This is a genomic window from Paenibacillus sp. YYML68, assembly GCF_027923405.1.
Taxonomy (GTDB): domain Bacteria; phylum Bacillota; class Bacilli; order Paenibacillales; family NBRC-103111; genus Paenibacillus_G.
The window spans coordinates 2,409,666-2,422,031 of record NZ_BQYI01000001.1; the positions used below are offsets into that span (position 1 = coordinate 2,409,666).

The 12,366-nt window shown below is 53.8% G+C and carries 12 protein-coding genes; all 12 read left to right on the plus strand.

The annotated features are described in order from the left end of the window. Window positions 1-117 precede the first annotated feature (117 nt). The 12 genes from trpE (at window position 118) to PAE68_RS11125 (ending at window position 12,345) form a co-directional block, all read left to right on the plus strand. Window positions 118-1,656: an anthranilate synthase component I gene (trpE, locus tag PAE68_RS11070; protein WP_281886946.1), complete on the plus strand. Its 1,539-nt coding sequence runs from the start codon at window positions 118-120 to the stop codon at window positions 1,654-1,656. Between the two features lie 75 nt (window positions 1,657-1,731). Continuing rightward, window positions 1,732-2,775 carry an anthranilate phosphoribosyltransferase gene (gene trpD / locus PAE68_RS11075; RefSeq protein WP_281886948.1) on the plus strand — a complete coding sequence of 348 codons (1,044 nt, stop codon included), beginning with the start codon at window positions 1,732-1,734 and terminating at the stop codon, window positions 2,773-2,775. After that, on the plus strand, window positions 2,765-3,577 hold the full coding sequence (gene trpC, locus PAE68_RS11080) for an indole-3-glycerol phosphate synthase TrpC (protein WP_281886950.1): 813 nt from the start codon (window positions 2,765-2,767) through the stop codon (window positions 3,575-3,577). Before trpD ends, trpC begins: the two co-directional genes overlap by 11 nt. Before the next feature lie 5 nt (window positions 3,578-3,582). Further along, window positions 3,583-4,314 (plus strand): phosphoribosylanthranilate isomerase, encoded by a 732-nt coding sequence (locus tag PAE68_RS11085; RefSeq protein WP_281886953.1) that lies wholly within the window; start codon window positions 3,583-3,585, stop codon window positions 4,312-4,314. Further along, window positions 4,307-5,512 (plus strand): tryptophan synthase subunit beta, encoded by a 1,206-nt coding sequence (gene trpB / locus PAE68_RS11090; RefSeq protein WP_281886955.1) that lies wholly within the window; start codon window positions 4,307-4,309, stop codon window positions 5,510-5,512. Before PAE68_RS11085 ends, trpB begins: the two co-directional genes overlap by 8 nt. Continuing rightward, the gene (gene trpA, locus PAE68_RS11095; RefSeq protein WP_281886957.1) at window positions 5,499-6,311 is read left to right on the plus strand and encodes a tryptophan synthase subunit alpha; all 813 of its coding nucleotides are present in this window, start codon (window positions 5,499-5,501) and stop codon (window positions 6,309-6,311) included. The genes trpB and trpA overlap by 14 nt, the downstream gene beginning before the upstream one ends. A gap of 44 nt (window positions 6,312-6,355) precedes the next feature. After that, window positions 6,356-7,456, plus strand: coding sequence for a histidinol-phosphate transaminase (gene hisC / locus PAE68_RS11100; RefSeq protein WP_281886959.1), 1,101 nt, complete (start codon window positions 6,356-6,358; stop codon window positions 7,454-7,456). Next, window positions 7,453-8,541 (plus strand): prephenate dehydrogenase, encoded by a 1,089-nt coding sequence (locus PAE68_RS11105; protein WP_281886961.1) that lies wholly within the window; start codon window positions 7,453-7,455, stop codon window positions 8,539-8,541. The genes hisC and PAE68_RS11105 overlap by 4 nt, the downstream gene beginning before the upstream one ends. Before the next feature lie 340 nt (window positions 8,542-8,881). After that, window positions 8,882-9,475: an RNA polymerase sigma factor gene (locus tag PAE68_RS11110; protein ID WP_281886963.1), complete on the plus strand. Its 594-nt coding sequence runs from the start codon at window positions 8,882-8,884 to the stop codon at window positions 9,473-9,475. Continuing rightward, the gene (locus PAE68_RS11115; protein ID WP_397378605.1) at window positions 9,472-10,092 is read left to right on the plus strand and encodes an anti-sigma factor family protein; all 621 of its coding nucleotides are present in this window, start codon (window positions 9,472-9,474) and stop codon (window positions 10,090-10,092) included. The genes PAE68_RS11110 and PAE68_RS11115 overlap by 4 nt, the downstream gene beginning before the upstream one ends. Window positions 10,093-10,176: 84 nt before the next feature. After that, a complete protein-coding gene (locus PAE68_RS11120) occupies window positions 10,177-10,752 on the plus strand; it encodes a histidine phosphatase family protein (protein ID WP_281886967.1) in 576 nt (191 codons plus the stop codon). Window positions 10,753-11,220: 468 nt separating this feature from the next. Then, entirely contained in the window at window positions 11,221-12,345 is a 1,125-nt protein-coding gene (locus PAE68_RS11125; protein WP_281886969.1) for a hypothetical protein, read from the plus strand. Window positions 12,346-12,366 lie beyond the last annotated feature (21 nt).

Genomic DNA, 12,366 nt, shown 5'->3' on the forward strand with positions numbered 1-12,366 from the left:
TTCCTTATTCTGCTGATTATCGCCTCTACGTACGCGTAGAGGCTTTTGCGCGTATATACGGCTTCAAGCTTGCCACATAATTAAGAGACGTACGAGACGAGTAGAGGAGAGATGAAGATGTACACACCGGAAGCGTTGGAAGTTATCCGACTGGCCAAGGACTATAATTTAATCCCGGTCGTACGCACGCTGATGGCCGACACCGAGACGCCGATTCGCGTGTTTCAATACTTTTATGAGGACAACAACTCGTTCCTGCTCGAAAGTGTAGAGGGCGGCGACAAGTGGGCCCGCTATTCGTTCATCGGCACTGATCCGTTCATGAAGATTCGTTCGAAGAATGGGGTCACTATGATCGATGGCAAGGATGGTCAGGTTGCCGTTGAGGAGAAGCCGCTTGAGGTGCTGAAGGCGCAGCTTCGTTCCTACCGCAGTCCGAACTTGCCGGGCTTGCCGCGGTTCACAGGAGGCGCCGTAGGCTTCTTCGGATACGATCTGCTGCAATATTATGAGAAGCTGCCTGCTCATCGCAAGGATGACCTTGAGATGAATGACATCGAGTTCATGTTCTGTGATCAGGTCATCGTCTTCGATCATGTGAAGCAGCAGCTGAAGCTGATCGCGAACGTGCATGTGCCGGCAGGCGGCACCGATGCGGACATCGTAGCTGCATACGAAACAACGTGTGCCAAGATCGATGCGACGATCGAGCGTCTGCGCCGTCCAATGCCGAATATGGCGACGCCTCACCGTCCGCTTCCGGACGATGTAGATATGGGCGAGATTAAGTCAAATTTGACGAAGGAGCAGTTCCTCGACAACGTTGTGAAGGCGAAGGAGTATATTCGCGCCGGAGATATTTTCCAAGTCGTATTGTCCCAGCGCTTCGAGATCGAGACGGATGTGTCGCCGATGCAGGTGTATCGTATTCTGCGGGCCATGAATCCATCTCCGTACATGTACGTGCTCAAGATGGATAACGAGGTCATCGTCGGTACGTCGCCTGAAATCTTAGTGCGCGTAGAGGACGAGAAGGTCGAGACGCGTCCGATTGCCGGTACAAGACCGCGTGGACGGACGCCCGAGCAGGACGCTGCGCTTGAGGTGGAGCTGCTTGCCGACGAGAAGGAGCGCGCAGAGCATCTGATGCTCGTCGACCTTGGTCGTAACGATATTGGCCGCGTATCCGAGTTCGGTACAGTCAAGTGTGACTCATACATGCAGATCGAACGCTACTCGCACGTCATGCACATTGTGTCGAACGTATCCGGTAAGCTGGCGAAGGATAAAGACTTCTACGATGCGTTCATCTCCTGCATGCCGGCGGGTACGGTCTCCGGCGCTCCGAAGCTCCGCGCCATGGAAATTATTGCTGAGCTGGAGAACGAGGCGCGTGGCGCGTACGCTGGTGCGATCGGCTATCTCGGCTTCTCGGGGAACCTTGATACGTGCATTACGATTCGTACCATCATATTCAAGAATGGCAAAGCTTATGTACAAGCAGGCGCAGGCATTGTGTGGGACTCTGTTCCGGAGAGCGAGTACCAAGAGACGGTCAACAAGGCGATGGGCATGCTGAAGTCGATTCGCGTCGCAGAGGCTGTATTCACCCAGACTCCACGCGAGCAGGCAGTCATTAATCACGACTATGCTTAAGCTGCCGCTGTTCGGCTTGCCTCTATGGAGGCCGGACAGTCAGGTGACGATTATCGGGAGAGGGTGACCGTACGTATGGAAGCGACGAGAAAAACGATGCAGCAGGCGATCCAGCAGGTAATCGGCCTCCAGCATCTGTCTCGTGCCGAAGCGCGCGAGGTAATGGAGCTCATCATGGAGGGGGAGGCGACACCGACCCAGATCGGCGCGCTGCTGACCGCTCTGCGGATGAAGGGCGAGACGACAGACGAAATTACCGGCTTCGCGGAGACGATGCGTGCGAAGTCAAACCGTGTACAGACGGAGCAGTCCGATCTGCTCGATACATGTGGCACAGGCGGAGACGGCTCGGACACGTTCAACATCTCGACGACAGCTGCGATCGTTGCCGCTGCTGGAGGCATTCGCGTAGCGAAGCATGGCAACCGCGCCATGTCGAGCAAGAGCGGCAGCGCAGACGTGCTGGAGGCTCTCGGCGTGAACATTCAGCTTAATCAGGAGCAGGCGGGGGAATGTCTGGACCGTGTCGGCATCTGCTTCATGTTCGCGCAGCTGTTCCATCAGTCGATGAAGCACGTCGCAGGTCCTCGGCGCGAGCTCGGTATCCGCACCATATTCAATCTGCTCGGACCGCTGACGAATCCGGCAGGTGCGGACCGTCAAGTGCTTGGCGTATTCGATCGGTCGAAGACCGAGACGATTGCACAGGTGCTGCAGGCACTCGGTGTGAAGCGTGCGCTCGTCGTCGCTAGCTTGGATGGACTCGACGAGATTAGTATCTCGGATGCAACGAAGGTGACGGAGCTTCGCAACGATGAAATTCACACGTTCGAAATTACGCCGGAGGAGCTGGGCTTGAAGCGTTACCCGATCTCGGAGGCTGTTGGCGGCGATGCTGCAGTGAACGCTTCGATTATTCGCGGCGTGCTCGAGGGTAAGCAGGGAGCTTGCCGCGATATTGTGCTTGCGAATGCGGGTGCATGCTTCTATGTGACAGGAAGAGCAGAATCGCTCGTGGAAGGCGTGAAGCTGGCCGCAGAGACGATTGACAGTGGGAAGGCACTGAATAAGCTGAATCAACTAGTACAATGTACGGAGGACGTGAGCCATGTTTCTTGATCGAATTGTAGCGACGAAGCAGCAGGAGGTCGCAGCGCTGAAGGAGACCGTAACGATCGCTGAGCTTGAGCGTCAAATCGCCGACATGCCAGCATGTCTCGGATTCGAGCGTGCGATTAGCGAGCGGGCGAACCGTTCCATGGGACTGATCGCCGAGGTGAAGAAGGCATCGCCTTCGAAGGGCTTGATCCGCGAGGACTTCGAGCCTGTGCTGCTGGCGAAGGCGTATGAGTCTGCGGGCGCCGATTGCATCTCGGTGCTGACCGATGTGCAATATTTTCAAGGTGCGAATGAATACTTAAGCCGAGTGCGTGAAGCGGTCAATGTGCCGCTGCTGCGCAAAGATTTCACCATTGACCCGATTCAGATCTATGAGGCACGTGCGATCGGAGCTGATGCGATACTGCTGATCGCTGCTATTCTGACGACTGAGCAGATGAAGGAGTACCAATCGATCGCCCGCAGCATCGGGCTGGATGTGCTCATCGAGGTGCATGACCGTGAGGAGCTTGATCGTGTGTTAACGCTAGAGCCTTCGCTCGTTGGTATTAACAACCGGAACTTGAAGACGTTCGTTACGGATCTCGGCACGACCGAGGAGTTGGCCAAGCACGTTCCAGCTGGCGTTACAATCGTAAGCGAGAGCGCGATCTCGAAGCCGGAGGAGATTGCATGGCTGCATCAGGTGGGTGCTAGAGCCGTCCTGATCGGCGAGCACTTCATGCGCCAGCCTGTCGTCACCGATGCGGTTCACGACTTGATGGGACCGATGGTGAACGGCGCTGCTGCCGTGAAGGAGTAGCGGCGATGGCGTTGGTCAAAATATGCGGCATTCTGTCCGCTGAAATGGCGGAGCATGTAGCGAAGCTTGAGGTCGATTATATCGGCTTCGTCTTCGCGCGCAGTAAGCGGCAAGTAAGTGCAGCTCAAGCAGCCGAAATGATACGCTCGATTCGATCTGCAAGTCCGGAGCGTAAGGTGAAGGCTGCTGGCGTGTTCGTCAATCCAACTCTTGAGGAGCTGGATGCAATCGTGTCCGAAGCTCCCCTCGATGTTGTGCAGCTTCACGGGCAGGAATCGGCAAATTATTGCCGTGAGGTGAAGTCGCGCTATGGCGCGTATGGCATCGAGGTTATCAAGGTGTTCTCGCTGAGCACGGCTGGAGCTGCGAGCGTGGGTGAAGAAGGCGCTGTAGAGGCAGAAGCGGAGTCCGATTCTTATGAGTCGGCTGCGAATAAGCTGCTGGAGCCGTATCGCGATGCGGTGGACGGCGTGCTGCTGGACACCTTCGATCCGCTCTACGGTGGCGGCTCGGGCAAGACGTTCGCCTGGGATGCGATTCCACCCTATCAAGCTTGGTGCCGTGAGGCTGGTGTGCCGCTCCTTGTCGCAGGTGGCTTGCTGCCTGATAACGTGAGCGGACTGCTGGAGCAATATCGTCCAGATGGAGTAGACGTATCAAGCGGTGTCGAAACGGATGGAACGAAGGATTTATCCAAAATTATAACGTTCGTCGAAAGGGTGAAATCGATTGTTTAACGGACCAGATGAGCATGGCCGCTTCGGTAAATTCGGCGGTCGATACGTGCCAGAGACGCTGATGAATGCGTTGATCGAGCTCGAGCAAGCATTCAAGTCGCACACGAAGGAAGAGAAATTCATTCAAGAGCTGCATTATTGGTTGCACCGTTATTCAGGCAGACCGACATCGCTCTATTATGCGGGCCGTCTGACCGAGCACCTCGGCGGTGCGAAAATATATTTAAAGCGTGAGGATCTTAACCATACGGGCGCACACAAAATTAACAACGCGCTCGGACAAGGCCTGCTGGCGAAGTGGATGGGCAAAAAGAAAATTATTGCCGAAACTGGAGCAGGTCAGCACGGTGTAGCTACAGCTACGGTCGCTGCGTTATTCGGCTTCGAGTGTAAGGTGTTCATGGGTGAGGAGGATACGAAGCGTCAGCAGCTGAACGTGTTCCGTATGAACCTGCTGGGCACAGAGGTCGTACCGGTCAAATCAGGCACACGGACACTGAAGGATGCGTGTAACGAAGCGCTGCGCTATTGGGTTAGCCACGTGGATGACACGTATTACATCCTCGGATCGGCAACGGGTCCGCATCCGTACCCGATGATGGTGCGCGACTTCCAGCGCATTATCGGCGACGAGGCGCGTAAGCAAATAGTCGAGCTCGAGAATCGTCTGCCTGATACGATCATTGCTGCAGTTGGCGGCGGTAGCAACGCCATTGGAATGTTCTACCCGTTCCTGCAGGACGAGAGCGTTCATCTTGTTGGTGTCGAGGCGGCCGGTCACGGTGTCGATACAGACAAGCACGCGGCGACGATGACGAAGGGAACGATGGGCGTCTTCCAAGGCTCGTACAGCTACCTGCTGCAGGATGAGTACGGTCAAGTCGTTGAGCCGCACTCGATCTCTGCCGGACTCGACTATCCGGGTATTGGACCTGAGCATTCACATCTGAAGTATACAGGCCGTGCCGAGTATGTACCGATTACGGACCAGGAGGCTCTTGATGCGCTTCAGCTGCTGAGCCGCACGGAGGGCATTATTCCTGCTCTTGAGAGTGCTCATGCGATTGCCGAGACGATCAAGCGTGCGCCGCAAATGAGCAAGGACCAGGTCATCGTCGTCAGCTTGTCCGGCCGTGGCGATAAGGACGTGGAAGCCATTATGAAATATTTAGGGGGGAACGTCCGTGAATCGCATTGATCAAAGGTTCGCCGAGCTTCGTGATAAAAAAGAGGCAGCCTTCATTCCTTTCATCTCCGTCGGAGATCCGGATCTGCGGACGTCCGTCGATATTATTAAAACATTAGAGGAAGCCGGAGCTGCTATGGTCGAGCTCGGCGTTCCTTACTCCGATCCGCTAGCGGACGGTCCGGTCATTCAGCGCTCCTCCATGCGCGCGCTGTCGAACGCGAGAATCTCGATTCTTGATGTCATCGAGACGGCGAAGCAAGCGCGCAGCGAAGGCTGCGAGCTGCCGTTCATTCTGTTCACGTACTTCAACCCGGTGCTTCAGGTTGGTCTGGATCGTATATTCCCGCTGCTGCAGGAAGCGAGCATTAGCGGGCTCATTATTCCGGACCTGCCGATGGAGGAGGACGAGGAGGTTCGGGCAGGCGCTGCCGCTCACGGACTTCACCTTATTCCTCTCGTTGCTCCGACGTCGAATGAGCGGGTGAAGCGTATCTCCTCGAGAGCGAGCGGGTTCGTCTACTGCGTATCGTCGCTGGGCGTTACAGGTACGCGAACAGAGTTTTTCTCCGGCATCGATGACTTCTTGTCTACGGTCAAGAGCTCGACCGACCTGCCGATTGCGATCGGCTTCGGGATCTCGACGCGCGAGCAATATAGCCGCTTCGCTGAGAAGTGCGATGGCATTGTGGTCGGAAGCGCACTCGTTCGTCAAATCGAAGAATCGTTGCCATTGTTAACAAACTCGGATACGAAATCGGAAGGCCTCTTGCAAATTCATAAATTTGTGAGAGAATTAATAGGAAACTGAACACAGAACAGTTATTAACATCGATTGTTGAGGTGACCTATTACGTGCAACCCAAAGCTAATATTGTACATCTTCCGGTGTATCAGCCGGGAAAGCCTATTGATGAAGTGAAGCGTGAGCTTGGATTGACCGAAGTCATCAAGCTCGCTTCGAATGAAAATCCGTTCGGCTGCTCGCCGAAGGCGAAGGAAGCGATTATCGCTGCCGTTGAGCAGTCGAGCATATATCCGGACGGAGGCGCGGTCGACCTGACGAAGGCGGTAGCTGAGCAGCTTGGCGTTCAGCCGAACCAGATCATCTTCGGAGCGGGCTCTGATGAAGTGATCTTGATGATTGCCCGTGCGTTCTTGACGTCTCAGGACGAGACGATCACCGCGTCCCCTACATTCCCGCAGTATAAACATAATGCGGAGGTCGAAGGGGCTACGGTCATCGAGGTGCCTGTCGATTCTGAAGGTAAGCATGACCTTGCAGCGATGCTGGCGAAGGTGAACGAGAAGACGAAGATCGTCTGGCTGTGCAATCCGAACAATCCGACCGGTACGATGCTGACAGAGGAAGAGGTTGTCGGCTTCCTGAACGCGGTGCCAGACCGCATCATGGTTGTCCTTGATGAGGCGTATGCCGAGTATAATGTGAGCGGCGCTTATCCAGACAGCATTAAGCTGCTTGATCAGTACCGGAACATCGTCGTATTGCGTACGTTCTCCAAAATATTCGGTCTCGCTTCGTTGCGTATCGGCTACGGCGTTGGACATCCAGACGTCATTCGTTCGATCAACCAGGTACGTGAGCCTTTCAATACGACAGGCTTCGCGCAGAAGGCAGCGCTCGCTGCTGTGCACGATACGTCATTCATCGAATCATGCCGCGAGGCGAACGCCAAGGGCATCGCACAGCTGAACGCAGCCTTTGACGAGCTGGGACTGTCTTACTTCGAGGCACACGGCAACTTCGTTATGGTCGATGTACAGCGTCCGGGGACAGAAGTGTTCCAGAGCTTGCTGCGCAAGGGCATCATCGTCCGTCACGATCCGAGCTGGGGCTATCCGACCCGTATCCGCGTCACGGTCGGTAGTGTGGAGCAGAATGATAAATTCCTTGATGCGCTGAAGCTGGCGCTGAACGAAGTAGCGGTTTCATGACGAAAATCACCATCTTTGGAGTCGGGCTGATCGGTGGCTCACTGGCTTTGTCCTTCAAGGGAAAGCCGGATCTGTACGTCGTCGGTCATTCCAACAATCCAAGCTCGGTTGATAAATATTTAAAACGTGAGGTCGTCGATCATGCGACGACCTCGATTGAGGAAGCGGCTGCGGATGCCGACTTCATTTTTATTTGTGTGCCGGTCGGCAACCTGGAGGAGTATCTACTTAAGCTCTCCGCCCTGCCGCTGAAGCCAGGCTGTATCATTACAGATGTGGGCAGCACGAAGGCCTCCATCGCAGCGTGCGCGTCGGGTATTGAGCTGCCGAATGCATACTTCATCGGGGGCCATCCGATGGCGGGCAAGGAGAAGTCCGGCGTCGAGGCGGCCAGCTCACTGCTCTTCGAGAATGCGTTCTATGTGCTTACACCAGACTCTAAGACGCCTCAGGGGGCTGTGGATCGTCTGAAGAGTCTGTTGAAGCATACAGGTGCCCAACTGGTTACAGTCGATCCTGATCATCACGATGAGATCGTCGGTGCGATCAGCCATCTGCCTCATATTATTGCGGTTGCACTCGTCAATCAGATCGCCCGCTACAATGAGACTAATGAGCTGTATCAGATGCTAGCAGCAGGCGGCTTCCGCGACATTACGCGAATCGCCTCCGGCGACCCAATCATCTGGCGCGACATCTTGATCAGCAATCGTCATGTGATGCTGCAGCTGCTGAAGGACTGGAATGAGGAGATCAGCGGCTTCATTCGACTGATTGAGGAGAAGAACGGGGACGGCATTGAGCAAGCGTTCAGCCGTGCGGGCAAATTCCGCAGCGGCTTGCCGGAGCGTCGCAAGGGTGTCATTCATTCGTTCTACGATATCTATGTCGATGTACCGGATCATCCTGGCGTCATCGGTCAAATTACGATGCTGCTTGGCAGCCACAAGGTGAATCTGAGCAACATTCAAATTATCGAGAGCCGGGAGGACATCCCTGGTGCGCTGCGTCTATCGTTCCGCGAGGAAGCGGATATGGACAAGGCGCTCGAGCTGTTGAAGCAGGACTACGCGGTTTACGTGTAGTTCTGTTTTTCTCTTTATCTGGGCTTGTTTAAAAAATTAAAACGTTTTCAAAAAAGTGGTTGACATTTTGTAACCGTATACATATAATAAAAGTACAGTATGGTTTCTCTCCACTCCTATCCGAATACTCGCACAGATTGTGCAGCCGCCTGATTGTCAGGCGGTCTTTTTTTGTTCCCTCCGCAAAAAAGAAGGATTTTTGCCATTCAATGGCGAATTATTACTAACGTTTTACATGAGAATATTTTCTTCAATGAATGACCGCAACTTTTTACCGCCGCGGCAGTACAAACAAATAGAGTCGCGGGGTAAGCGGGAATCACAAGGAGGGTCGCTCTGGATGACCGATTCCCATTTAATCCGAGAAATTAAGGATGGCAACGTTCAGCTCTATAATGAACTCATGCGCCGATATGAGCGTAAAATTTTGGCGTTTATTTATCATATGCTCAAGAGCGCCCAACTGGAGTCAATGGCTGAAGACCTGTGCAACGAGACGTTCTACAAGGCGTACCGCAGTCTGCATTCTTTCCGCGAGGTGGAAGCGACCTTCTCGACATGGCTATATACAATTGCTCGCAATACGGTTCTGAGCGAGCTACGCAAGCATAAGAACGTGAAGGTGTCGCTTGAAGAAAGCGGGTACACACCTCCGGTATCGCTGGACGCTCTGCCGGAGCAGTCTGTGCTTCGCAATGAGAAAGTATCGCTCGTTCGCGAGGCCATTAATAATTTACCAGAGAAGCAGCGCAGCGCACTAATACTGCGGGAGTACGACCAGTTGGACTATCAAGAGATTGCTAATATATTGGGGCAGACGGTCAGTTCGGTGAAGTCGCTTTTGTTCAGAGCGAGAGCGAGTGTCAAGCTTCAACTGGAGCCTTACTTTGTAGAGCCAATCATCGAAGAGTACGAGGGGGTGAGTCGACATTGAAGTGTGAGCATGTCCAGGAGCTGTTAGCTGTGTACTGGGATTTGAAGGAAGAAGATCCGGAGCGCCGTGCTGTGGATGAGCATCTTGTAGAGTGCGAGGCGTGCGCCGAGGAGTTCATGATATGGCAAGAAAGCATGACGTTAATTCGCGAAGTTCCAGCCGCTGAGCTGCAGGAGTCCCGAATGGGTGTGAGCTCCAGTGTAATGAGCCGCATTTATGCTGAGGAGTCGTGGCGGGTACCTGTAGCGGACCGCTTTTATCATTTCTCAGGGAAGCTGAGACGTAACTTCATGGCTTCCATTGCAGCATGCTTGCTCGTGTTTGCGTTTACGTTCTGGGTGTCGATCATGCAGGAGCCATCGTACGAGCCGGCTACATCGCAATCGAGCGTATTCGGACGCATCGGCGATCCAGCTGTCGCGGCAGGCGGTCAACAGGAGTCGATGAACGTGCACGCGATGCCAACGGCTGTTGCAAGCCTCAAGGGGTTCAATCAGCCAGTCGCGTATCAGATCGGGCCGATTCATACGTTGAAGGATTATTTATTATTCGTTTCGTTGCTTGGCTTGACGAGCACACTGCTCATTATGAACTGGCTGTCTCGAACACGTCAGTAGACGACTGCACGCTTAGATGAAGGCTCCCCGTGGAGCCTTTGTTTTTTTAGCTATACAACAAACATCTACAAGGAGCTCAGCTACATGATAACGATAGGTTTTATTCGGCATGGTACGACAGAGTGGAATCTCGCAGGACGCATGCAGGGGCAGATGGATACACCACTAGCAGAGGCGGGACGCCATCAGGCAGAGCGAATTGCCGAGCGGCTGCGGGGCGAAAGCTGGGATGGGATATGGTCGAGCGACTTGAAGCGTGCGCTGGAGACGGCGGAATGTATCGCCAGCATGACGGGGATTCCGTTGCTCGGGACGGATGCCAGACTGCGAGAGCGTTCGTTCGGACAGCTGGAAGGAACGACGCTGGAGGAGCGTATCAGCCGCTGGGGAACCGAGTGGCGCGAGCTTGACCTTGGCCTCGAGAGCGATGAGTCGCTGCTGCTGCGCTGGTCCTCATTTCTTGAGGAGCTTGAAGAATCGCATGAGGGCAAGCGAATGCTTGTCGTCAGTCATGGCGGCTATATCGTACCGATTGTGGAGTCAATCCGGCAAGAGAAGCTGGAGCAGCATCTCATGAACACGTCGCTCACCGTGATGGTCAAGCACCAATCCGAAGGCTGGAGCTTCCCTGTGCTTAACTGTACGAGACATCTCCCCTGAATAACGGTTTCCAATATAATGGAAACCGTTATGTAAGCCTCGAATTTGACGGAGACAAATTGAGGGTAGGGCACTCCCCTGAATAACGGTTTCCAATATAATGGAAACCGTTATGTAAGCCTCGAATTTGACGGAGACAAATTGAGGGTAACGCACTCCCCTGAATAACGGTTTCCATACACTCACAGCATTCGCTGCTGAACGTGGAACGAAGCCTCAAGCTGTATATCAGCTTAGGCGCTTTGTTTTATCGTCGGCCGCGGATGCTTTTTTTTGTTCGTATGCACGTTTAAAAGCGGTAGTTTTTCCCATAATGATAGTAGACGCCAACGACACGGGACAGCAGGCTGAAGCGGCGTCACCTTCGAAAGCTGTAAACGGGACCTCGCACATAGCCGAGGCGACTTTACAAGAAAGGTGAATGGCCTCTCTATTCAATGCGGGGGGAGGACGGGAGGGAAGCATAGGATGAACTTGGCGGATATGTTGAGCTACGCGGACATTCATGATCTGGGTCGAATTGCCAGCACCTATGAGTGCGAGTGTAACGGTCATTCGAAGCATGAACTGATTCAATCGATATTGTCACGGGTCGGGCGCAGAGAAGTATTTGATCAGTCCGTGGACAGGCTGACCTTGGAAGATTTGCGCTTCCTGAATTCATTACTGTTCGATCAACGCCAATATTTCAGTCTGGAGGAGCTGCTCGCCCGGGTGAAGCAGAGTCGATTCCAGAAGGAAGAAGACGTAGACTGGAATCCGAGAGAAATGATTACACGATTCAAGCATCGCGGCTGGCTGTTCAATGGCTATTCCCAGCAGACACGATATTTGTTCCAGGTGCCTATTGATCTGAAGCGAAGATTCATACACGCCCTGACGAAGCGCTTCGAGGAGAAGCTGGTGTTGACGGACGAGCCCCCGATATATCGGGATGAGCAGAGGTTAATCGTCGAGGACATATGGAACTTCCTGCATGTGCTACAGGAGCAAGAGGTTATGCTTACCTCAGAGTCAGTGATGTACAAGCGAAGCCTCCAGCTCATTCTGGACCGACTGTCGGTGGCAGAGGAGCCGGTTGGCAAGACAGCGTGGCGATTCGGCTACGGACGGATGTTCCGCGATTATCCGAATCGGTTCTCTTTCATTTACGACTACTGCTACTTCAACGAACTGATCACGGAGCATCATCAAGTGCTGGCACTTACCGAGCTTGGTAAGGATGCGGTTATGCAGCTTAAGAAGGAAGATCCCGCTCACGTCTATCGGTTCTGGCTTAGATTGTACAAGGGGCCGATCCCTCAGCTTCAATCACTCGTATATTGGATGAGTCGCTTGGCAGATGAGTGGGTGACCTATGAATCGGTGAGGGCGATACTCGTGCCGTTCATCCGACCGTTCTACTACGATGAACCGGACTCTATATTGGAGCAGCGCATTACGCTGATGATGATGCACCTCGGACTGCTTCGAGTCGGAGAAGATTCAAGACATGGACGAGTGATCCGTATGACCAAGCTGGGCAAAAGCATTGCAGAAGGTACTTATGTACCGGATGAAGATAAAATCGTACTTCCCATTGACAAGCCGTAAACGAAGTTGCTACAATCTCTC